General features: G+C 41.5%; 16 protein-coding genes. 11 read left to right on the top strand and 5 right to left on the bottom strand.

Annotated features, from left to right (window positions below; all coding sequences use genetic code 11):
• Positions 1-26 precede the first annotated feature (26 nt).
• Complete coding sequence (locus tag HY063_02805) at positions 27-2,489, top strand: ribonucleoside-diphosphate reductase subunit alpha (GenBank protein MBI3500699.1); 2,463 nt, start codon at positions 27-29, stop codon at positions 2,487-2,489.
• 113 nt (positions 2,490-2,602) lie between these two features.
• On the top strand, positions 2,603-3,166 hold the full coding sequence (frr, locus tag HY063_02800; protein ID MBI3500698.1) for a ribosome recycling factor: 564 nt from the start codon (positions 2,603-2,605) through the stop codon (positions 3,164-3,166).
• Positions 3,167-3,196: 30 nt separating this feature from the next.
• Here the strand turns inward: frr and HY063_02795 are convergent, their stop codons facing one another.
• The 3 genes from HY063_02795 to HY063_02785 all read right to left on the bottom strand — a co-directional run bounded on the left by HY063_02795 (position 3,197) and on the right by HY063_02785 (position 7,904).
• On the bottom strand, positions 3,197-5,752 hold the full coding sequence (locus HY063_02795) for a T9SS type A sorting domain-containing protein (protein MBI3500697.1): 2,556 nt from the start codon (positions 5,750-5,752) through the stop codon (positions 3,197-3,199).
• A 398-nt stretch (positions 5,753-6,150) separates the two neighbouring features.
• Positions 6,151-6,810: a T9SS type A sorting domain-containing protein gene (locus HY063_02790; protein MBI3500696.1), complete on the bottom strand. Its 660-nt coding sequence runs from the start codon at positions 6,808-6,810 to the stop codon at positions 6,151-6,153.
• A gap of 80 nt (positions 6,811-6,890) precedes the next feature.
• The gene (locus HY063_02785; GenBank protein ID MBI3500695.1) at positions 6,891-7,904 is read right to left on the bottom strand and encodes an SPASM domain-containing protein; all 1,014 of its coding nucleotides are present in this window, start codon (positions 7,902-7,904) and stop codon (positions 6,891-6,893) included.
• 96 nt (positions 7,905-8,000) lie between these two features.
• Between HY063_02785 and HY063_02780 the strand changes: the two genes are divergently transcribed.
• The 5 genes from HY063_02780 to lepA all read left to right on the top strand — a co-directional run bounded on the left by HY063_02780 (position 8,001) and on the right by lepA (position 15,150).
• Positions 8,001-10,424: an MMPL family transporter gene (locus tag HY063_02780; GenBank protein ID MBI3500694.1), complete on the top strand. Its 2,424-nt coding sequence runs from the start codon at positions 8,001-8,003 to the stop codon at positions 10,422-10,424.
• A gap of 75 nt (positions 10,425-10,499) precedes the next feature.
• Positions 10,500-11,363: a glucose-1-phosphate thymidylyltransferase RfbA gene (rfbA, locus tag HY063_02775; protein ID MBI3500693.1), complete on the top strand. Its 864-nt coding sequence runs from the start codon at positions 10,500-10,502 to the stop codon at positions 11,361-11,363.
• Positions 11,364-11,366: 3 nt separating this feature from the next.
• Entirely contained in the window at positions 11,367-12,311 is a 945-nt protein-coding gene (locus HY063_02770; GenBank protein ID MBI3500692.1) for an NAD-dependent epimerase/dehydratase family protein, read from the top strand.
• 6 nt (positions 12,312-12,317) lie between these two features.
• Positions 12,318-13,301 carry a polyprenyl synthetase family protein gene (locus tag HY063_02765; GenBank protein ID MBI3500691.1) on the top strand — a complete coding sequence of 328 codons (984 nt, stop codon included), beginning with the start codon at positions 12,318-12,320 and terminating at the stop codon, positions 13,299-13,301.
• A gap of 52 nt (positions 13,302-13,353) precedes the next feature.
• Positions 13,354-15,150 (top strand): elongation factor 4, encoded by a 1,797-nt coding sequence (gene lepA, locus HY063_02760; GenBank protein MBI3500690.1) that lies wholly within the window; start codon positions 13,354-13,356, stop codon positions 15,148-15,150.
• Positions 15,151-15,152: 2 nt separating this feature from the next.
• Here the strand turns inward: lepA and purS are convergent, their stop codons facing one another.
• Both purS and pssA read right to left on the bottom strand, forming a co-directional pair.
• The gene (purS, locus tag HY063_02755) at positions 15,153-15,407 is read right to left on the bottom strand and encodes a phosphoribosylformylglycinamidine synthase subunit PurS (protein ID MBI3500689.1); all 255 of its coding nucleotides are present in this window, start codon (positions 15,405-15,407) and stop codon (positions 15,153-15,155) included.
• Positions 15,404-16,135: a CDP-diacylglycerol--serine O-phosphatidyltransferase gene (pssA, locus tag HY063_02750; GenBank protein MBI3500688.1), complete on the bottom strand. Its 732-nt coding sequence runs from the start codon at positions 16,133-16,135 to the stop codon at positions 15,404-15,406. The genes purS and pssA overlap by 4 nt, the downstream gene beginning before the upstream one ends.
• 81 nt (positions 16,136-16,216) lie before the next feature.
• On the opposite strand from pssA, the gene HY063_02745 reads away from it, so the two are divergent.
• The 4 genes from HY063_02745 to HY063_02730 all read left to right on the top strand — a co-directional run bounded on the left by HY063_02745 (position 16,217) and on the right by HY063_02730 (position 24,773).
• A complete protein-coding gene (locus HY063_02745) occupies positions 16,217-17,839 on the top strand; it encodes a hypothetical protein (GenBank protein MBI3500687.1) in 1,623 nt (540 codons plus the stop codon).
• A gap of 73 nt (positions 17,840-17,912) precedes the next feature.
• The gene (locus HY063_02740) at positions 17,913-18,983 is read left to right on the top strand and encodes a PorV/PorQ family protein (GenBank protein MBI3500686.1); all 1,071 of its coding nucleotides are present in this window, start codon (positions 17,913-17,915) and stop codon (positions 18,981-18,983) included.
• Positions 18,984-19,261: 278 nt separating this feature from the next.
• Positions 19,262-19,558, top strand: coding sequence for a hypothetical protein (locus HY063_02735; GenBank protein ID MBI3500685.1), 297 nt, complete (start codon positions 19,262-19,264; stop codon positions 19,556-19,558).
• A 130-nt stretch (positions 19,559-19,688) separates the two neighbouring features.
• Positions 19,689-24,773 (top strand): hypothetical protein, encoded by a 5,085-nt coding sequence (locus HY063_02730; GenBank protein ID MBI3500684.1) that lies wholly within the window; start codon positions 19,689-19,691, stop codon positions 24,771-24,773.
• Positions 24,774-24,781 lie beyond the last annotated feature (8 nt).

The following is a 24,781-nucleotide window of genomic DNA, read 5'->3' as shown; positions in this document are numbered from 1 at the left end:
TCGATTAAACAAAAAAGATTTAAAAAATGTTTGTAGTAAAACGTGATGGCAGAAAAGAATCAGTGAAGTTTGACAAAATCACTGCGCGAATCCAAAAACTTTGTTACGGCTTGGACACAACCGTTGAACCGGTAAAAGTGGCGATGAAAGTGATTGAAGGGATTTTCGATGGAGTAACCACATCGGAACTCGACAATCTTGCTGCGGAAGTCGCGGCTTCGCTCACAACAACTCATCCTGAATACGGTTCGCTTGCTTCGCGAATTGCGGTGAGCAACCTGCACAAGAACACGCAGAAGTCGTTTTCAAAAACAATGGAAGCGCTCTTCAATTACATTGACCCGAAGACCGGAAAGAAAGCCCCGCTGCTTGCCGAAGATGTTTACGAAATTATTATGCAGAATGCCGAGGTGCTTGACTCTACTATTATATATGACAGAGATTTTGGTTACGATTATTTTGGATTTAAAACGTTGGAGCGTTCTTATCTTCTGAAGTTAAACGGAAAAGTTGCCGAGCGCCCGCAGCATATGCTGATGCGCGTTGCCATCGGCATTCACAAAAAAGATATTGACTCCGCAATCGAAACTTACAACCTGATGAGCGAGCGTTGGTTCACGCACGCTACGCCAACTTTATTCAACGCGGGAACTCCCAAGCCACAGATGTCTTCGTGTTTTCTTTTGACAATGCAGGACGACAGCATCGAAGGAATTTACAACACGCTCAAACAATGCGCAAAAATTTCCCAGAGCGCAGGCGGAATCGGTTTAAGCATTCACAACATCCGCGCAACGGGTTCTTACATCCGCGGAACGAACGGAACATCGAACGGAATTATTCCGATGCTGCGCGTGTTCAACGACACCGCGCGTTATGTTGACCAGGGCGGAGGAAAGCGAAAAGGAAGTTTTGCAATTTATCTGGAGCCATGGCACTCTGATATTTTTGATTTCCTCGAATTGAGAAAAAATACCGGCAAAGAAGAAAACCGCGCGCGCGATTTGTTTCTCGCTCTCTGGATTTCGGATTTATTTATGAAGCGCGTGGAAGCAAACGGCAAATGGACTTTGTTCTGTCCGAACGAAGCGCCCGGGCTTTATGATTCCTGGGGAGAAAAATTTGAAACGCTCTATGAAAAATATGAAGCGGAAGGAAAAGGAAGAAAAACAATTGAAGCGCGCGAACTCTGGAATGCAATTTTGCAGGCGCAGATTGAAACCGGAAATCCCTACCTGTTATATAAGGATGCGGCAAACCGCAAATCGAATCAGCAAAATCTCGGAACGATAAAATCTTCCAACCTCTGCACGGAAATTATTGAGTACACTGCTACGGATGAAGTGGCGGTTTGCAATCTTGCTTCGCTCGCGTTGCCAAGATTTGTTATCAATGGTGAATTTGACCATCAGCGCTTGTATGAGGTGACGCGTGCGGCTACAAAAAATCTCAACCGCATCATTGACGAAAATTATTATCCCGTTCCCGAAGCAAGAAAATCAAATATGCGCCATCGCCCGATTGGTTTGGGAATTCAGGGATTGGCGGATACTTTCTGTCTCTTAGGATTATCTTTTGAATCGGAAGAAGCGCGCGCACTCAACGCGGAAATTTTCGAGACGATTTATTTCGCTTCGATGACGGAATCAAAAGAGCAGGCAAAACAATTCGGAGCGTATGAAACCTACGAGGGCTCGCCTGTGTCGAAAGGAATTTTCCAGTACGATATGTGGGATGTAACTCCTTCTTCGCGCTGGAACTGGACAGAATTGAAAACCGAGGTGAAAAAATACGGAGTGAGAAATTCCCTTCTGCTTGCGCCAATGCCCACTGCTTCCACTTCGCAAATTCTCGGCAACAATGAATGCTTCGAACCGTTCACATCCAACATTTACACGCGCAGAACTTTGTCCGGAGAATTTGTGGTGGTGAATAAATATCTTCTGAAAGATTTAGTGAAAAGAAAATTATGGAACGAAACGCTGAAAAATAAAATTATTGCCGGAAACGGTTCTGTTCAGAACGTCGAAGAAATTCCGGAAGACCTCAAAGTACTTTACAAAACCGTTTGGGAAGTGAAACAAAAAGCCATCATTGATATGGCGGCTGACCGCGGAGCATACATTTGTCAATCGCAATCGCTGAATTTATTTATTGAGAATGCCAACTTCGCTAAACTTACTTCCATGCACTTTTATGCATGGAAAAAAGGTTTGAAGACCGGCATGTATTATCTGCGCACAAAATCTGCGGCTGACGCAATTAAATTTACTGTTGACCAGTCGAAGTTGCAACAGCCGGTAGCAGCGGCAGTAGCGGTTGCCAGTGAAGGCGCAGAAGTTGAACAACAAGTAGTGGTTGCTTCTGAAAGAGCAAATACTTTTATTGGTGAAGAAAATAATGTAATGTTATCCGAAGAAAAAGATTCTATATCTCAAATCGCATGCTCGCTCGATAATCCGGATGCGTGCGAGAGTTGTTCCGGTTAAGAGCAAAAGATTCAAGAGTAAAATTCAAAAGCCCTGACAAAAAGTGTCAGGGTTTTTTGTTTTGTATAATTTTGATATTCGTATATTCGTAGCCAATTCGTTATTCGTAACCCATGAACCCCAACGCACAAATCGCAATCGATTCTACAAAAGAACAGATGGACAAAGCCATCTCTCATCTTGAAACGGAACTCGCAAAAATCAGAACGGGAAGAGCAAATCCTTCCATGCTGGATGGTATCCGTGTGGATTATTACGGGAACATGACTCCATTGAATCAAGTGGCTAACGTGAATGCTCCTGAAGCGCGCACGCTGATGATTCAGCCCTGGGAAAAAAACATGATAGAACCAATTCAGAAAGCGATACAGGCAGCAAATCTTGGTTTCAATCCGGGAAGCAACGGAACAGCAGTGATTATAAATGTTCCCGCACTTACGGAAGAACGCAGAAAGGATTTGGTGAAGAAAGCGAAAGCAGAAGGAGAGAATGCGAAGGTGAGCATCCGCAAAGCGCGCCAGGAAGGAAATGAAGCGGTAAAAAAAATAACCAAGCCCGCGCTCACTCAGGATGAAACAAAAGAAGCGGAAGCAAAAATTCAGGAGCTGACAGATTCATATATAGGAAAAGTGGATAAATATCTTGAGGGAAAAGAAAAAGAAATTCTTACGGTGTAAATCAGATACCCAAACCCTAAAGGGAGAAAATTATTTTTGCACTACTATTTTCTTAACCGAATTTCCGATTTTCAAAAAGTAAATTCCATTCGATAAATCCAGATTCAGGATTAAGGAATTAGTATTTAGAATTTTTTCAGAATAAACTTTTTCTCCAAACACATCGTACACTTCCACATTTTTAATTTTTATCCCGATAGCTATCGGGATTTCATTTTTAATTTCGAATGCTCCATTAGAAGGATTCGGATAAACAAAAAAACTTTCTTCATTGTTATTGCTGAACTCTGCAACTCCATTCGGATTCATCAATCCCATTTTCATTCCGTTTCCGAAACTTGAAACCCACATTTCGTTTGTGTTGGAAGGATTGAAGAAAACTCTTTCCGGTTGTCTGAAAGGATAATTCGCAACGTTGCTGAAAGTTGGAGAAGGAGAATTTATATTGCTGCTCATCCACAATCCCTGCGTTTCGGTGGTGAGATAAATTTCATTTGCGTTCATTGGATTGAAGGTGCAGGAAGTTACTCTGTCAAGAGTTGTTCCCGTAAGTTTTGTCCACGATGTTCCGCGGTTGGTGGTTTTGTACAAGCCGCCCAAACCATTCGGAGGCCCTCCCCATCCGCTGAAGACACCAACATACCATGTGTTTTGCGTTACATCATTCGGGTCAACCACAATATCTTTTGTCCAGTATTTCATTCCGTTGTCGGTAACATTTGTCCAGGAATTTGCGACCGGGTCATAGATAAAACAACCTGAACTCGCAGTAAAAGTTCCCGAAGAATTTCTTCTGCCGGAAAAAGTTGCAACTAATTTTCCATCCTTGAGCACAACCAAACACGCGGGATGTTTTTCTGTGTTCGGTGGGTCAGGAAGTTTTGTCCAGGTGGAAGTGGAAAGATTATTCAAGTCATTGCAAATGTAAACTCCGCCAATTCCGCTTCCGCTTGCGTAATGAATCACGCTCGCATAGGCGCGGTTGGAATTATTCGGGTCGAGTGCAATCCAGAAAACCGGATGGCCGAATGAATGAAGCTGCGTCCACGTTAAACCATTATCCGTGGAGTAAGAAATTTTTCCGCTTGCATCTGCGGCATCCAATTGCGCATCGGCTAAGCGCGTGCTCTGGTACATATCGTGAATGCCGGAAGTAGCAGCATACAAAGTTCCGTTCGTTCCCTGCGCAACTCTGTAAGTTGAGTTCACTGTCATTCCGGAATAATTGAACGACCAACTGTTTCCTCCATCGGTGGAACGGATTCCTCCTATGTCAGAATAAGACGACCACATCGTGTTTGCGTTCACCCAATGCACTTGCCAGCAAGTTGTGTTTTCCATTCCGATGGAATTGTAATTTGCTTTTTTCGGAGTGGGCGCGTTTGCCGGATGCTGATTCGTTGTGTCAACATACGCCTGCTTCCACGTTGTTCCTCCATTGGAAGTTTTATGGCAGAAACCAAAGTCGCCAAAAATTACATAGTTGGAATTTTGCGGACAAACCGAAACTCCAAACGGACATTCTCCCCAGCTCCAATCTTTATCTCCCTGGTATCCGCTCCAGCCGGTAATAATATTTTGATTGTTGTTCGTGTTGAAAACGTGCGACCAGTTCGCGCTAGCGTTTGTTGTTTTCAAAATATTCGGATAACCGCTTGAGTTGCTTCCCGCGAGGTAAGCAGTAGCAATATCATTCTGCGCCATCGCAACGAACATCGGGTAATCGGTGTTGAGCGTGATGCCCGTGTTCTTCGCCACCCATTGCGTGCTTCCGTAATCACAGGAATAAACGCTTGTGTAAAATCCCCAGTAGTCAGAACCCTGCACGCCTACATAAATATTTCCCGCGTTGGCGGTGAGGCAAAAAAACCGTGTGGTAACGCCAACCTTCGCGCCCGCGAAAGAAAAAATCTGGTCACCGTTTGCAATTCCTGTGATGGATGCCGTGCTCCAGCTTCCTCCGCCATTGGTAGAAATTAAAACGCCATCATTTGTGCCGATGTAAATATTATTTCCATCCCAGAAAACTCCGCCCACAACATTTCCGCTTCCTGAATTTGCTGCTGTGTGAATTTTTGTGAACGTAGTTCCTCCGTTGCTTGAGAACCAAATGTCAGCGTAAAAAGAAATGATGACGCGATTGGAATTATTATAATCCACATCGAGCGTCCATACATCTGAACTCGGGTCGGGATTTCCAGCGAGCGGAGTCCATGTTACACCGTTGTCCGTACTGTTCACGGGGATTCCCACCTGCGCGGGGTCGGGATAACTGATGCTGTACAAAAGATTTGCGGTGGAAGTAAAACAAACTTTTGAATTGTGCCCGCCCACAAACTGCGAAAAGTGTAATTGAGAATACGATTTTCCGAAATCGGTGCTGTGAAAAAGTTCGCTCATATCGCAGGCGATGTAATATTCATTGGGGTTGGCGGGATTAATGCTTGGCGAAAACAGCGCGCCTCCGCCACCGATGCCGCGGGGAGACCAGGTTGCGGGTTGAGCCGAGACCCCACCCCCTAACCCCTCTCCTGAAAGAGAGGGGAGTATGATTGCTGCCAGACAAAAGAATAAAAGTTTTTTCATGATAATGGATGATTATTAATAAATATTGCTTGTTTGTCTTGTTTCATTACTAAATCGTCTGAAAATGATGACACATTAAGCCGCGATGTATCTACCTTGAGGCATAAGGTATGTACATCGAAGCGTGATGTATGTATGTTAGCGTGCAAGGCATCTACCTTGAAGAGCGATGTATCTACATCAGAGCGCAAGATATCAACTTTGATGCGGGAGGTATGTATATTAAAGCGTGATGTATCTACATTGAAGCGCGATGTATCTATATCATAGGACAAGGTATCAATCTTGAAACGTGATGTATGTATATTAGACCGCAATGTATGTACCTGCAGAGATAATGTATATACATTGAGCGGTGATGTATATGCTATTCCTTTAGGTTTAAATGCTTCCATCTTTTACTCAATAATGAGTTTGCCTGTTGCGACCTCACCCCGACCCTCTCCTGCAGGAGAGGGGGAAGAGAGTTGATAGAAATAAACTCCGCTCGCTGCGCTCAGGTTTATGGTTTCCTGTTTGCTGTTTACAGTTGCATGATAAACAAGTTTACCTGATAAATTATAAATCATTATTTCCTTAACCGGAAACTGAAGACAGGAAACTGTAAACTTGCCGTTTGATGTATTTGGAAAAACGGAAATGGAAAATTGATTTTCAATTTCATTTACTCCCGCACCAGTACAAGTGTCACAATATTCCCAAAAATCTTTTGTCATACCAGAAGAAGTACTGCCTGTCCCTATATACCCTTTTAAGCCGATGGAAAAACCTACAGCGTCATTTCTTGCTGTTCCGCTAAAGTTTATTTTCTGCGTCCATGTATTTGTTACCTGATCCCATTCCCAAAAATCCTGTTTTGAACCGCTGTAATCATATCCTGTTCCGATATATCCTTTTGTTCCTATGGAAAAACCAACCGCCAAGTATCTTGCTGTTCCACCAAAGTTTGCTTTCTGAGTCCAGGTGCCCTGTGCAGAAATTATAAATGAAGAATTATAAATTAAAAATGATATGAGCCCCGATTTTATCGGGATGCAGAGCCAAAATATTTTTTTCATTTTGTTTTTTTGTTTTTGTCCTGTTGAGCGAAGCGAAACATCTACGTAGATTCTTCGCTGCGCTCAGAATGACAAAAATACTACAACCACACTTTCGTTCCTTCCGAACAGTTTTTGCAAATATCAATTTCTTTTCTTGATTTCAAAAGTGCTGAGCGAAATTTTGTGTACGAGCCGTTGAACCAAATATCCTTAAAACTTCTTTCTTTCAAATCTCCTAACTGGTGCTTTGCATCCTTGTCAAAACAGCAGGGAACAATTTTGCCGTCCCACGTAATCACACAACTGTTCCACATGCGCCAGCAACTGGCAATAGATTGCGAATTACGGATTTCAAATTGCGAATTGGTTTCTGATTTTTTATACCGCGAAAATTCTTCTTTGGTTGGGATGCGTTCATTCCCGTTTTCGTAATCATATATCTGCGCGGATTTTATTTTTACTTCATTCACTCCAAGTTCTTTGCCAAGTTTTTTTATTTCTTCCACTTCATTTTCATTCTGCCGAAACACAACAAACTGAAAAATTACGTAGGGAGTTTTTGATTTCAATTTCTTTTTCCATTTCAGAATATTTTTTGTTCCGTCAATTACTTTTTGCAAATCGCCACCGATTCTGTATGATTGATAACTTTCTTGAGTCGTTCCATCTATGGAAATAATTAATCTGTCAAGCCCTGATTCAACAGTAGCTTTTGCATTTTCATCATCCAGATAATGAGCGTTAGTGCTCGTGGCAGTGTAAATGTTTTTTTCAGAAGCATACTCGACCATCTCCAGAAACTTCGGATTCAAATACGGCTCGCCCTGAAAATAAAAAGTGAGGTAAAAAATTTCTTTGTGGAGCTCATCAATTATTTTCTGAAAAAAATTTTCGTTCAGCATTCCTGTTTCTCTTGTGAAACTTCTCAAACCGCTTGGGCATTCGGGACAACGCAGGTTGCAGGATGTTGTCGGTTCGATTGCAATGCTCACCGGCATTCCCCACTGATGCGGCTTTTTTGTCCACTTCGAAAAATAATATCCTGCCAGAACTTTTCCTGCGTTAATTCCTCTTCGGAAAGTAAATTTTGAGATAAGGTTTAGTGAATCCATTTACGAATACAGATTGTTTACGAATGTACGAATTACCAACTTAAAACCTCTAACCTCTAACTTCTAACCTCTGCTGAATTATTATCTTCGCAACTTATGTGGCAAAAACTCAGCGCGCTGATTTTACGGAACAGGATTGCTTTCCTTGTCGGACTGGGTTTGCTCACCATTTTTTTCGGATGGCGCGCTTACAACATTGAACTTTCTTATTCTTACGCGCGCGCGCTTCCTGAAAAAGATACCGCGAACATTGAATACGAACAGTTCAAAAAATTGTATGGCGAAGACGGAAGCGTGATGGTGCTCGGCTTTTCAGACAACGATTTTTTCACGCTGAAAAAATTCAACGGATGGTACGACCTCGGGCAGAAAATAAAATCCATAGCTGGAATCAAAGATGTGCTTTCGGTGGCAACGCTCTACGACATGAAGCGCAATGATAGTTTGAGCCGTTTTGATTTTATTCCGCTGCTGAAAGAAAAACCGCAAACACAAAATGAACTCGACAGCATTCACAGAAAAATTTTATCGCTTCCGTTTTACGAAGGATTAATTTTTAATTCCGACTCGAATGCCACGCTGATGGCAATTACGTTCGACAAAGAACATTTGAATTCAAAAGACAGAATTACCATTTCGCAGGACATACAAAAACTCGGAGATGAATTCGGGCAGGCAAATAATATTGCCATGCATTATTCGGGCATGCCGTACATCCGCACCGTGTTTATGAAAAAAGTTTCGAGTGAAATGTTTTTGTTTCTCCTGCTCGCCATCGCGGTAACTTCCATTTTGCTTTTTCTTTTCTTCCGTTCATTCCTCGCGGTATTTTTTTCCATTCTTGTTTGTTTGGTGGGCGTTGTGATTTCTGTGGGAACGCTGCAACTCTTCGGATATAAAATCACCATTCTCTCGGGATTAATTCCACCGCTGATTCTTGTGATTGGAGTGCCGAACTGCATTTTCATCATCAACAAATACCAGGAAGAATTAGTGAGCCACGGAAATAAAATCAAAGCGCTCGCTCGGGCGGTGCAAAAAGTTTCGGTGTCGAATTTTTTGGCGAACATCACCACTGCCATCGGCTTCGGAGTTTTTTATTTTACGAACAGCACGCTGCTTGTGGAATTCGGAATTGTTGCAGCAATAAATGTAATGTCAACTTATGTCATCGCACATATTCTTCTTCCTATTATATATAGTTTTCTTCCCGCGCCCAAGCACACAAAACATTTGCAGAACAAATATATTTTGCGCACGATGGAAGTGGTGGATCAACTTGTTCACCACAAGCGTGCGGCAATTTATTCCATCATCACCATCATCACGCTGATTTCTCTCTATGGAATGACAAAAATCCGCGTGATTGGTTTTCTTGTGGATGATTTGCCGAAGAAAGACCCGGTGTATGAACACTTGCATTTCTTCGAGCGGAATTTTCACGGAGTAATGCCGTTTGAAATAAATGTAGACACGAAAAAGAAAAACGGTGTGTTTGCCGACCGTGGCGGCTCTGCAATTCCAACGCTGTATAAAATTCAATCGCTGCAGCGCATGATGAAAAAATACGGAGCATTTTCAAAACCGCTTTCCATCGTAGAAGGATTGAAGTTTGCTTATCAGGCGTACAACAATGGCGATGCAAAAAAATACAAAGTGCTTCCGGGTGCAATGGAGTTGGCAAAACTCCGCGATTACATGCAGACGATTAAAGGGAAAGAGAACAAACTCGCATCGTTCATGGACAGTACAAAACAATTTACGCGCGTGAGTTTTCAGATGGCAGATGTGGGAACCGATTCATTGCAGAAACTTCTGAATGACATTCGACCGCGGGTTGATTCTATTTTTAATTTCAATCACGAAACAAATGCGTGGGCTGCCGATAGTTTGAAATACAAAGTTGCGCTCACAGGATTGAGCCATGTGTTTCTGAAAAGCAACGCGTACCTTTTTCATCATCTCTTTGTGAGTTTGCTCATCGCCATAGGATTAATTTTAATTATCGGAATTGTTTTGTTCCGCTCGGTATGGATAATTGTCCTCTCAAAACTTCCGTGTTTGATTCCGCTTGCCATCACTGCAGGCATCATGGGCTTTGCAGGAATTCCGTTCAAGCCGAGCACGATTTTAATTTTCAGCATCGCATTCGGCATTGCATCTGACGGAACAATTTACATTCTCACCGAGTATCGCCACCAACTCCGCAAACTGCACGAAGACCGTTCAAAAGCAATTTCACGCACCGTGCGTGAACTTGGCACGAGCATGATTTATACGAACACAATTTTATTTTTCGGCTTCGCAATTTTTGCTTTTTCCACTTTTGGCGGAACAGTGGCTATGGGAATTTTAATTTCAATTACGCTGGCAGTTTCTCTTACTACTAATTTAATTTTGCTCCCTTCCATTTTGCTTTCACTGGAAAAAAGAAAAGCAGTAAAAGATATTCTTGAAAAACCGCTCATTGGAGTTGATGAAGAAGATGAGGAAGAAGAAAAAAGTAATGTGAGTTTGTAGCGATAGTGACATTAGATTCTTCGCTTCGCTCAGAATGACAATTTGTATATTCGTAGCCATTCGTTATCCGTACCAATGAAAGGAATTATTCTCGCAGGAGGTTCAGGCACGCGGCTTCATCCGCTCACGCTCGCCATCAGCAAACAAATTATGCCCGTGTACGACAAGCCGATGATTTATTATCCGCTTTCCACGCTGATGATGGCAGGCATAAATGAAATTCTTATTATCTCCACTCCGCACGATTTGCCTTGCTTCGAAAAACTTTTAGGCGATGGAAAAAATATCGGATGCAAATTTTCCTATGCCGAACAAAAAATTCCGAACGGGCTTGCGCAGGCATTTGTGATTGGAGAAAAATTTATCGGGAAAGATTCCGTTGTGCTCATTCTTGGAGATAACATTTTTTATGGTTCGGGTCTGGGAAGATTGCTGAAGCAGCATCAGAATCCCAATGGAGGAGTTGTGTTTGCTTATCACGTTTCTGATCCCGAGCGTTATGGCGTAGTGGAGTTCGATAAAAAAGGAAACGCAATTTCCATAGAGGAAAAACCCGAAGAGCCGAAATCAAATTACGCGGTGCCCGGATTATATTTTTATGATAACTCGGTTGTGAAAGTTGCAAAAAATTTAAAACCCAGCGCTCGCGGTGAATATGAAATTACGGAAGTAAACAAAAAATATTTAGAACAAGGAAAATTAAAAGTTGGAATTCTCGACCGCGGAACTGCATGGCTTGATACCGGAACTTTTTCTTCGCTGATGCAGGCAAGCCAATTTGTGCAGGTGATTGAAGAGCGTCAGGATTTAAAAATCGGATGCATTGAGGAAGTCGCCTACAGGATGAAGTTCATCAACAAAGCGCAACTGAAAAAACTTGCCGAACCGCTGATGAAAAGCGGATATGGAAAATATCTTTTGAAAATTGCTGACGAATAATTTATGCCACAAAAAATTTTAATCACAGGCGGAGCGGGATTCATAGCAAGTTATCTTGCCGAAAAATTAGCAGAGCAATCTAAAAATCATATTGTGATTGTGGATGATTTATCCACGGGAGCACTTGAAAAAATTCCGCATTCAAAATCCGATAACATTCGCTTCATCAAAGCCGATGTAAATTTTTTCGATGACATTTCAAATATTTTTTTCTCGTTCCAGCCCGATTATGTTTTTCACTATGCCGCGCTTGTAGGCGTAAAACGTACACTCGAAAATCCGGTGAAAGTGCTGAACGATGTTTCGGGAATAAAAAATATTCTTAACCTTTCAAAAAGCACCGGAGTAAAAAGAATTTATTATTCTTCTTCTTCCGAAGTATATGGCGAGCCGGTTGAACTTCCGCAACATGAGGAAACCACTCCGCTCAATTCCCGTTTGCCCTATGCGATTGTAAAAAATATTGGCGAAGCATATTTGAAAGCATACAAAAAAGAATTTGGTTTGGATTATACGGTGTTTCGTTTTTTCAATACGTACGGACCAAAGCAGAGCAAAGATTTTGTGATTTCAAAATTCATAAATCGCTCTATGAAAAATGAAAACATTGAAGTGTATGGCGATGGAAAACAAACGCGCACTTTTTGTTATGTAGATGATAATATTGAAGCAACCACAAATTCTTTTTACAAAAATCTTTTTGTGAATGATGTAGTCAATATCGGCAGCGATATTGAAATCACCATTCTTGAACTTGCAAAAACAATTGTGAAACTCACCAAATCAAAATCAAAAATTATTCACCTGCCTCCGCTTCCCGAGGGCGATATGACGCGCAGGCAGCCGGATGCGTCCAAGATGAAAAAACTTTTACATCGCTCCTTTATTCCGCTTGAAGAGGGCTTGAAAAAAATCCTTGCAGATACGAAATACATCCAGGGAAAATAATTCTTCGTGGTAAAAGAGGTTCAAAATAAAATTGACGAAGAAATAAAAAAACTTTTCCAAGAGCTTTCAATTTCCCCGGTTGAGTTATACGAACCGATTCGTTATATGCTTTCTCTCGGAGGAAAAAGAATCCGTCCTCTTTTTGTTTTGCTGGCAAACGATTTGTTTGAAGGAAAGACGGAAGATGCAATTCCTGCCGCGCTTGCAATAGAATTATTTCACAATTTCACCTTGGTGCATGATGATATTATGGACAATGCACCGCTGCGGAGAAATCAGCCCACTGTTCATCAGAAATGGAATTCATCCTCGGCAATTCTCAGCGGAGATGTGATGCTGGTGAAAGCATTTCAACTTCTTTCCGAATCAACGCAGTTTGAAATAATTTTTCCGGTCTTCTCCGAAATGGCGGTAAAAGTTTGCGAAGGACAGCAGTTTGATTTGAATTATGAGCAGTTGAATAAAATCTCTGTTCCGCAATATTTCAAAATGATTGAATTGAAAACCGCTGTCCTGTTTGCCGCCTCTATGAAAATTGGCGCGCTAACAGGCAAAACAAAAGCAAATGACGCTGAAAATATTTACGAATTCGGAAAAAATATTGGAATGGCTTTTCAATTGCGGGATGATTTGCTCGATGTATATGGCGAAGAAGAAAAATTTGGAAAACAAAAAGGAGGCGATATTATTTCCAATAAAAAAACATTTCTCTTATTAAAAGCAATTGAACTTTCAGGATTAAATTCCTATAAGAAAGAAGAGTTAGTGCAATGGCTGGAGTTTAATCCGAAGAATGAAAAAGATTCAAAAGAAAAAGTGGAAGCCGTGAAAAGCATTTATGATTTCTGCAATGTGAAAAAAATTACCGGGCAGGAAATAAATTCCTTCCACCAGAAAGCAATTGCTTCTCTTGATAAAGTTTCTGCTTCGGAAGAAAAAATGAAAGTTCTGATAGAGTTTACTTCTTCTCTTTTAAGCCGCGAGGCATAGTTTTTATTTCTTCCACTCTACAAGCATTTTAATTAAATTCGCAGTCCTTTTTATGAGCATTGACCAAAAATATATCCGCAACTTCTGCATCATTGCGCACATTGACCACGGCAAAAGCACGCTGGCTGACCGCCTGCTTGAAATCACAAAGACAATTAACAAGCGCGATATGATGGCGCAGGTGCTCGATGATATGGATTTGGAACGCGAACGCGGAATCACGATCAAGAGCCACGCTATCCAGATGGAATATATTTATAAAGGAGAAAAATATTATTTGAATTTGATTGACACTCCTGGTCACGTTGATTTCTCCTATGAAGTTTCGCGTGCGATTGCCGCATGCGAAGGCGCTTTGCTTTTGGTTGACGCATCGCAGGGAATCCAGGCGCAGACAATTTCCAATATGTATCTCGCGCTGAACAACGATTTGGAAATTATCCCGGTGATGAACAAAGTTGACATGGATGCCGCCAAGCCCGAAGAAGTTGCCGACCAGATGGTGAACATCATCGGTTGTAAGCAGGAAGAAATTATTAAAGCGAGCGCGCGCACGGGATTGGGCGTGGATGAAATTCTTTCTGCCATCATTGAAAAAATTCCTCCGCCAAAAGGAAAATCAGATGCGCCATTGCAAGCGCTGATTTTCGATTCGATGTTTAATACATTCAGGGGAATTGTTGCGTACTTCCGCGTATTCAACGGAGAAATTAAAAAAGGCGACAAAATAAAATTTGCCGCTACCGGAAAAGAATACACAGCGGAGGAAGTTGGAATCTTAAAATTAAAACAACTTCCTCGGGAAAAAATAAGCGTGGGAAATGTTGGCTATGTAATTTCCGGAATCAAGCAGGCGAGCGAAGTGAAAGTGGGCGACACGATTACGCATTCGGAAAATTCTGCTGAGCCAATCCAGGGATTTGAAGATGTGAAGCCGATGGTGTTTGCAGGAATTTATCCGGTGAGTACGGATGATTTTGCGGAACTCCGCGATGCGATGGAAAAATTAAAATTGAATGACGCTTCTCTCACGTGGGAACCGGAAAGTTCTGCCGCGCTTGGTTTTGGTTTCCGCTGTGGATTTTTAGGATTGCTTCACATGGAAATTGTGCAGGAACGTTTGGATCGGGAATTTAATATGAATGTGATTACAACCGTTCCGAACGTTGGTTATAAAATTTACACTACGGACGGAAAAATGAAACTGCTGAACAATCCTTCCGAAATGCCCGAGCCGAATTATATTTTAAAAGTGGAAGAGCCGTACATCATAGCGAACATTATTACAAAATCAGAATACATCGGAAACATTATGAACCTCTGCATGGAAAAAAGAGGAATAATAAAAAACCAGGTTTACTTAACAACTGACAGAGTCGAATTAACCTTTGAACTTCCGCTCGGAGAAGTTGTTTTTGATTTTTACGATAAGCTGAAAAGCATTTCCAAAGGTTATGCTTCGTTCGATTATCATCCGCTTGAATACCGCGAATCCGATTTGGTGAAACTCGATATTTTGGTGAACGCGGAACAAGTGGATGCGCTTTCATCTCTCATTCACCGCAGCCACGCGCACGAGTTCGGAAGAAGATTATGTGAAAAGTTAAAAGAACTTATCCCGAAACAACAATTCCAGATTCCGATTCAGGCAGCTATCGGAGCAAAAATAGTTGCGCGCGAAAATATTTCCGCTCTCAGAAAAGATGTAACCGCCAAATGTTACGGAGGCGATATTTCCCGAAAGAGAAAACTTCTGGAGAAACAAAAAGAAGGAAAGAAAAAGATGAAACAAATCGGCAATGTTGAAATTCCTCAGAGCGCGTTTGTTGCGGTGTTGAAACTGGACTAAAATTATTTCGTTTCCTCAATCACAAGCTCAAAAAATTCCATTATCGGATTTGTCAAAAGTTTTTTGCAGGCGCTTTCAACTTTTTTCTGAGCAGCTTCTTTATCCTCCGCTTCAACCTCCAGTGAAATATGTTTTCCGATTCTCACATTCTGAATTTCGGAAAGACCAATATTTTTCATGCTTCCTGTTACCGCTTTTCCCTGTGGGTCGAGCAATGCTTTTAGCGGCATTACATTTATCTCTGCTTTAAATTTCATACGAATTTTTTTGCGACAAAATTATTTATGATTGATAAAACGATATACAAAATTATTATTAAAGGAATACCCATGAATTTAAAAATGACCAACAGAACAACTGAGAGCAAAAGAAAAATGTAGCGCACTTTATTATCTGCCCAGGAAAAATTTTTAAACTTGAGAGCGAAGAGAGAAAGAGGAGCAATGAGGAGGAAAGAAGAAATTAGGGATAGGGAAATAAGGAAATCAGGATTGATAATAAATTGTTTTATTGTTTCATTGTCATATTGCATTTGCAAAATAATTGGAAGTGATGCAATAAAAATTGTATTTGCCGGAGTAGGTAAACCAATGAAAGAATCGCTTTGCCTTGTGTCCAAATTAAATTTAGCAAGACGAATAGACGAAAAAATTGTTATTATGAATGCAATTGTTGCAGGGATTATATCATCAAACCAAAAATGAATAAAAGAAGGCGAGGCATTCATTTTTAATAATTGAAAGATGATAATTCCCGGCACCACGCCAAACGAAACCATATCCGCCAGAGAATCTAATTGCTTTCCTATTTCGGAATTTACTTTTAACGCGCGCGCAACAAGCCCGTCTAAAAAATCAAACACGCAGGAAAATCCAACCATGTAAGCGCTCCAAACTAAATTTCCTTCGAAGGCAAAAACAATTGCAATGCACCCGCTGAATAGGTTGCAGAGCGTAAAAAAGTTGGGGATGTTTTTTCTAATCATCGAAAAGCGAAATTATACGAAAGTACGAAAAAGGCAAGTGAAAGATTTATTTCATATCCTGCGAATCCATATCTTTGATTTATGCCCAGGAAAAATATTTTTATTTTTATTTTTTTTCTTTCATTGTGTTTACTTGTTTACCGAAATTGCTTTCACATTTTCATTCCTGCCGATAATTATTCACAGGCATATTGGTTTAAGGATGGATTTTTTTCGGGATGCATTACAAGTTTTTATGAGCACACTCCGCCTCATCTGATTTGGTTTCCTGTTTTTTCATTTCTTTATTATTTATTCGGAATAAATTCGGTTTGCTGGATAAGCACCTCTGTATTTTTTCATGCGTTGAATGCTTTTGTCGGATATTTGCTTGCCGAAAAAATAATCATGAGTTTGACCGGGGAAAGAAACAGGGTGATTCCCTTCTTCGCTTCGTTTATTTTTTTAATCTCTCCCTTTCAAACCGAAGATGTGTTGTGGGCGCCCATCAGCGTGCGCTGGCTTCTTAATGTATCGGTTATCTATCTTGGAATTTTAATTTTCATTTCTAGTTTAGACAAACCTTCTTCCCGAAAAATTATTTTACTTCATGTTTTATTCCTGATTGGAATTTTTTTAAACGAACCCGCGCTGGTGCTTCCGGCAGCGTATGCGGTGTTGTTTTTCCTTTTTTGGAGAACACAGAAAAATAATTTGCCGGCAAAGAAATTTTTTTCCGGAATAATCTTTCCGCAAGTAGTTTTCATTGTTTTTTATTTTTTTGTGAATCATCTGTGGAGCGGGCACTGGCTTTGGCACGATGGAACTTTTGCCGACATTTCACAGTCATTCAATTTTCCGAAAACCATTTTGAAATATTTTGCAAAGTTTTTTCTTTTCTACCGCTATTTTTCTTCAGATGAACTGGATTTGCTGCTCCGGAATTTTTCTGCAAACATTTTTTTTGTGATTGCTTTGTTCCTGGCGGGTGTTTCGCTTGCTGGTTTTTTCTTTTGGAAAATCTTGAAAAGAAAAAAAGAAGACGGAATTTTTCTGCTTGCCATTTTTTCCTGCTTCCTTGTTTTTCTTTTGCCTGTGCTGTTTATTGATTCTTCTTTCCTGAAATATATTTATCCCGACCGCTATGGATATCCGGCATCTTTCTTTTTTTATTTTTTTCTTGCTTCGTGCGGTTATTTTCTCTTCAAAAATTTTTCTGTGGTTCTTCTTACTGCTTATTCCATTTTATGCTTTGTGCTGCTGGAAAAAACAATTCCGGTTTGGATTTCTACAAACAACTATTGCGCTGAACTTGTTCAGAATTATCAGCCCTTTCCTCGCTATGAGCGGGTGTATGTGCTGGGGCTGCCTTCCTATTACAATGGGCTTGCGGCTTTTCGTTCCGCCTTTGAGCAGAATATTTTTTATGCGTATAATTCTCCACTGGAAAAAATAGAAATGATTGCCGGTTATTATTTTGAATCGCCTGCTGATTCAATTTTGTCGGCAAAAATTTCCGATGCCAAAATCGAAGTGAAGGGAGTTGCAAAAAAAACTCCTTTCTTCAGCACAGGTGCGGGCTGGCCCAAATCGCATGAAACCGATGAATATAAAGTGGAGTTTGATTCTGCCGGCTCTTCTTATATTCTTACTTTCAAGCACGAAATTCCTCCTAATTCCGCCCTCATTTATTCAAGCGGAGATAATTGGAAAAAAATTAATTGATGGCACAATAATTTGGTCGAAAAATCGTTGACGCTGCATTGCTTTTCGAAAGATAATTTTTATTTTTACAACTATGAAAAAAATTCTTTTACTTCTCAGCGTAATCAATTCTGTTTTCAGTTTTTCTCAGGCACCCAAATACAGCAATGAATTTCTTGCCATCGGAGTGGGAGGCAGAGCCCTTGGAATGGCAAATGCCTGCACGGCAACCACCGAAGATGTAACTTCCGGCTACTGGAATCCGGCAGGGCTTCTCGGAATAAAAAATGATTTGCAGTTGGGTTTGATGCATTCGGAATATTTTGCCGGCATTGCCAAATACGATTACGGGGCGGTTGCCCGGAAACTCGACAGCAGCAGCGCCATTGCTTTCAGCGTGATTCGTTTTGGCGTGGATAATATTCCCAACACCACCGAACTGATTGATGCGGGAGGAAACATTGACTATGACCGCATCACCCAGTTCTCCGCAGCCGATTACGCGTTTCTTCTTTCGTATGCGCGCTCTCCGAAAATAAAAGGGCTTCGGCTGGGCGCGAATGCAAAAGTTATCCGCAGGATTGTTGGCGACTTTGCGGGCGCATGGGGCTTTGGTCTGGATGCGGGCGCGCAGTATGAATGGAAGGACTGGAAGTTTGGCGCTATGGCGAGAGATGTTACTTCCACATTCAATGCATGGAGTTTTAATCTTTCGGATGAAATGAAAGACGCCTTCATTGCAACAGGAAACGAACTTCCTGCCAACTCCATTGAAATTACTTTGCCGCGCCTGATTGTGGGAGCCGCAAAAAAAATTCCGATGATGAAAAACATTACCGCCCTTGCCGAACTGAATTTCGACATAACTTTTGACGGAATGCGGAACGTGCTCATCAAGAGCAACCCCGTCAGCGCTGACCCGCACGCGGGAATTGAAATAGGATATAAAGGAATTGTGTTTTTGCGCGGAGGTGTCATGAACATTCAGCAGGAACAGGATGTAACCGGAAAAACCATGACTACGATGGAACCGAATTTCGGAATGGGAATACGCATCAAACGAATCAGCATTGATTATGCAAGAACCAATCTCGGCAACCAGTCGGCTGCTTTGTACTCGCATATTTTTTCATTGCGCCTCGATATTAACAAGCAAGCGAAATAAAAAAAATCCCTTCCGCATTATCTGTCCGAATAAAGTTACGGACTCCGTATTCCATAGGAGCAGAAGGGATTTTTTATTCCAGCCATTCCTCAAATCACAATCGCAATCAACGCGTTTGCCGGACCTATGCGGTTCGGGTTTTTAGAATCATTCCATTGCAGAAATAGGTACAGCGTTTTGCCCTTGTTGTTCACGCCCGGGCATTGTTTTTAGGTTTTAATTGTTATTGTTGAAAAATTTGATTTTTTACTATGAAACAGCGCAGTACGAAACATGGAATGCGCAATACTAAAAAGGGAATGCGCTGTACTCTTTTCGGCATGCGCATTACTAAAAAGGAAATGCGCTGTACTCTTTCCGGCATGCGCATTACTAAAAAAGAAATGCGTTGTACTATTTTCGGCATGCGCAGTACTAAAAAGGGAATGCGCTGTACTCTTTTCGGAATGCGCCTGCGCAGTTTCGGCAGACGCTTGCAGCGCTTTGGTAAAGAACGGCTGTTTTCCATCTGTCTCCCGATAGCCATCGGGAATAATCAAACCCTTCTTGAAACTGGGAAATTAATAATACAATAAAATTATATTTTTAGAAAAAGGCGGGATATTCCCGCCTTTTTTTATTTTGCTAAAAGAAGAATTACATTTCGTATCTTTAAAGCAATATTCGATGAAGTGGCTCGTTGAGTGCTTGTTTAGAATTTTACCGATGAAAAAACAGTTTACTTTTTTTCTCTTTTTCTCTTTTCCTGTTTTTTGCCTGGCGCAGCATTGGAACGAATGGATAAATTACGGGCAGCAGTATTATAAAATCCCTGTTGCGCAAAACGGAATTTACCGTTTGGATTACGCTACGCTTTCCCCCGTAATTAATGTTTCGAATATTGATTTGCATAAGTTCCAGATTTTTTTCAGAGGGCAGGAACAATATATTTATGTGAAGGACAATGGCAACAACGATACTTTCGATATAAATGACTACATAGAATTTTACGGCAGAAAAAATGACGGCTCGCTCGATTCGGTTCTTTACAAAGGCGATTTATACAACCTGAAGGTGCGCCAGCCCAACCCGTATTATAGTTTGTTCAACGATACTTCCATGTATTTTCTTACCTGGAATAATTCCACAACTAATAAACGAATTACCGATTCTTCCGATACAAATTTTTCTTTTTATCCTGCGAGCAATTATTTCATGAAAGAAATAATAAATGAATACCATTCTTATTATTATACAGGCAAGCGAGGAAGCAATGATGTAACCTATCCGAAATACGATGAGGTGGAAGGATGGGCGGCAGATAAGTTCGGCTATGGCAACAACCCTCCTCCCGGTTTCAGTTCTTCATTCAATACTTCCAATATTTATCCCGGGCAAAACGTGCTGCTGAAACTTGCAGTAATGGGAGTGAATAATGAAGCCAATTTCCCCGACCATCATTTGCAAATAAAATATAAAAACAATTTATCGCAATATATTCTTATTGCCGACACTGCGTTTGACGGATACCAGTTATACGATTCTTCTTTTTCAATTCCCTCTTCTCAATTCGGGGCATCCACCGATATTAAAATTGATGCCTTGCCTATTGTCAACACTACTTACCAGGCGGTTCCCTATGTTGTGCTGAAATATCCGCACACCGCCAATCTTGGAAATGCTTCCTATTACGAAATGTTTGTTCCTTATTCAACTCAGGCAAAGTCAAATTTTACATTCACAAGTTTCAATAATCTGAGTTCTTCGGTTTACCTGTATGATTTTACTGACAACCTGAGAATTCCTGCAACCGTTGTTTCGGGCTCGTATGAATTTCTGATTCCAAGCCCAGCCATTTCTTCCGATGAAAAATTTTGCGTGCTCACTTCAGATAATAGCAGTAACTATAAGATTCCTTCAATCAAACCCGTGAACAGCAGCGGCTATTTCACCAATTATTTTTCGCAGGCGGCAGATTCGGCATTCATCATTGTTACTAATAAAAGTTTAATGGGAAGCGGAAGCACGGGTGCTGTTGGTTATAAAAGTTACCGTGCAAGTGCGCAGGGCGGCTCGCGTAATGTGGTGCTTGCCGACATGGAGGAACTCTATGACCAGTTTGCCTATGGAATTCCCAAGCATCCGTTTGCCATCCGGCATTTTGCAAAATACTGTGCGGATACTTTTCCTTCCGTGCCGCATGAACTTTTCTTAATCGGAAAATCAATTGAGAATTATAAATGCCGCAACCAGTATAATCCCCCCGATTGGGGAAATTATTTATCTAACTATGCTAATTGCCTGGTGCCTACCATTGCTTATCCTGCCAGCGACAACATGCTTGTTTCTTCGCTGAACGGAAATTTAATTAAGCCGCTCATTCCAACCGGGCGGCTGGCGGCAAGAAGCATTGCTGATGTGGACACGTATCGAACAAAGGTGAATGAATACGAACACGCCCCGCGCGAGGAATGGTTCAAAGAAGTGATTCACATGTCGGGAGGAGCAGATGCAGGGCAACAACTTACATTTTGCAATGAGTTGAAAAATGATTACAAGCCCATTATTGAAAATATTTATTTCGGAGGGCACGTTCACGGCTTCTGCAAAAATTCTTCTTCGCCCACGCAAACTTCCAACAGCGATTCTATTCGCGGATTAATCAACAACGGGGTTTCGCTCGTTACTTATTTCGGGCATTCTTCTTCTTCCATTCTGGAATTTAATCTTCTTCCGCCTGAGGACTACGACAATCACCAGGGAAAGTATCCGTTTTTTTCCGCAACGGGCTGCTATGCGGGAAACATTCATCTTGCACCATCGGAAGGCGCATCATTAAGCGAACAGTACGTGATTAATCCGAAAGGAATGATTGCCTTTCTTGCTTCATCGGGTCCCGCAACTCCGCAGGACAGTCATACCTTCAACATGGAATTTTACAATGACTTCTGCCGCAAATTATACGGCAGCGAAGTCGGAAAATGCATTCAATATTCTATTGACAGCATCGAGGGCAACGGTGGAAGTGAGTCCATCAATGCCACCTGCCTTGGACTTACTTTGCATGGCGACCCGGCAATTATAATTCATGCAAGCATGTATCCCGATTATGCGGTAGACCCAACTTCTGTTTATTTTTCTCCATCGTATGTTTCCACCGATATAAGCACGTTTACTGCGAATGTGATTGTAACCAATATCGGCAGAGCCACCGATGACAGCGTTACCGTTGAACTGAAACGGATTTTTGCCGATGGAACTTCGGTGGATACTTCTAAAAAAATTCATCCTCTCTATTTCCGGGACACCGTGAAATTTATTTTTCCCGTTGACCCGCTGAGAGGGCCCGGCTTGAATAAGTTTGAAGTGCGCGTGAATGCTGCTCATAATCCCGATGAAAACAATGCATACGCAAACAATGACCTGACCGGCAACAATGCGGTGCCGCTGCTCATTTATTCGGGAGATGTTATTCCGGTTTATCCTTACACCTATGCCATTATTCCGAATGATTATGTAACGCTGAAAGCATACACGGCAAATCCGTTTGCTAAATCTGCGCAATATATTTTTGAAATGGATACGACCGATGCGTTCAACAGTCCAATTAAAAGAACACAATATGTAACGCAGGCGGGCGCAGTGGTGAAAGCCGATTTTCATAAATGGTCGCCTCCGTTTTCAAAATTAGATACCTCCGTTTATTTCTGGCGCGTGCGGAGAAATGATCCGGATTTGCAAACGTATCCGTGGCGCGAAAGTTCCTTTGAATATTTGCCGGGCAAGCGCGGCTGGGGGCAATCGCATTTTTTCCAGTTTACGAAGGGAGATAAATACAAATATATTCTTCCGAACAAACCAAAAAGATATTTTGATTTGGATTATTCGGTTCATTCCATAGAAGTGAAACCAATAAATATGGTTGATTGGCCATACCCGAATTGCAGTTATATGCTGGTGGATGGAATACAGGCAAATTACTGTACGTATGTTCTTGCTTCCATACCACATGTGATGATTGCGGTTATGGACCCGTTAACCGGAGATGCATGGTATAATCCGGGCGGCCAGCCATTTTATGGAAGCGCTTCAGTTGGTCCTTGTAATCGCTATGAGTTTCTTACAAGCGCTGCTGTCGACCAGAATTCGCTGGCTAACTTTTTACTGAATGTGGTGCCGGCAGGATATAAAATAATTTTATACACTTCCGGCAATCATAATCTCGGAGATCTTTTGGGCGGCAACAGTCCGAAAACAAATCCCGGATTGGTGCAGGCATTTCAATCTATAGGCGCAACCCAATTTTCAAACATTCAGAATAATCTTCCCTATGCTCTTGTGGGAAGAAAAGGCGGTATAGTGGCGGAAGCAATTGGAATCAATAGCACAGATACTTCTGTTTTTATCAAAGACACACTTATTTTCAAAAGAGAAAGCGGAAATATTTATTCTGAAATTATCGGGCCTGCATCTAAATGGAATTCGCTGCACTGGAGATACCGCGCGCCATCTCCGCCTGCGCAGGACTCCATAAAAATTTCTGTCATCGGAATCAGAAACAACAGCACCGCTGATACACTTATAAAAAATATTCTGAAAACTTCACCTGATATTTTTACTCTCAGCCAGCAAATTAATGCGGATACTTTTCCGTATCTCGAACTCCGCGCATGGGTGAAAGACAGCACAAAGCGCACGCCTGACCAGTTAACTTACTGGAGAGTTTACTACGATGGCGTTCCCGAACTTTCATTGAACCCGGTGAAACATTATTCGTTTTACACTTCGCCCGTTCAGCAGGGAGACAGCATCAGCATGAGCGTTGCCATTGAAAACATTGGCGATTATAACATGGACAGCACCTGGGTTGATTTCTGGGTGCTTGATGCCAGCCGCAATAAAATTTCAGAACCCTCTGTGAAAATTCCTCCGCTGGCAATTGACAGTGTATTCAGTCCGCAGGTAAAATTTTCTACGCTGCCAATTCCTGCCGGCTTGAACAGTTTATGGGTGGAATCAAACCCGTTCAACAGCCAGCACAAACCGGAGCAATATCATTTTAATAATATCGGAACGATTCCGTTCTTGGAAAATGCCGATAAAATAAATCCGCTGCTCGATGTAACATTTGATGGAGTGCACATCATGAACGGAGATATTGTTTCGGCAAAACCGAATGTTTTGATTAAACTCAAAGATGAAAACACTTTTCTTGCGCTGAATGATCCTTCTGCATTTAATGTGAGCTTAAAACGGCCGGGCAGTAACAACTACGATACGATTTCTTTCGGAAGCAACTTGGTTTTCTATTCTGCGGTTCTTCCGAATAACAGTTGCAAAATAAATTATACTCCCGCATTGCCCGATGGAATTTATGAACTGAAAGTTCAGGCGAAAGACCGCAGCGGAAATAAATCCGGAAGCAGCGAGTATAAAATTTCTTTTGAAGTCATCAACAAGCCAACGGTTACCAACGTGATGAATTATCCGAATCCGTTTTCCACTTCCACGCGGTTTGTGTTCACGCTCACCGGCTCGGTGGTTCCCGATTATTTTAAAATTCAGATTATGACCATCACCGGAAAAATTATCCGTGAACTAAATAAATATGAACTTGGCTTTCTGCACATCGGAAGAAATATTACCGATTACGCCTGGGACGGCAAAGATGAATTTGGTGACCAGCTTGCCAACGGAATTTATCTTTACCGTCTGCAGACGCAACTCGATGGAAAAGCACTCGAGCACCGCGATACAAACGCAGATTCATTTTTTACCCAGGGATACGGAAAGATGTATTTGATACGGTAAAAACTATT

This window comes from Bacteroidota bacterium, from assembly GCA_016195025.1.
In the GTDB taxonomy this organism is placed as follows: Bacteria; Bacteroidota; Bacteroidia; order Palsa-948; family Palsa-948; genus Palsa-948.
The sequence above is the reverse complement of the archived record's forward strand: the minus strand, read 5'-3'. Positions and strand labels throughout refer to the sequence as shown.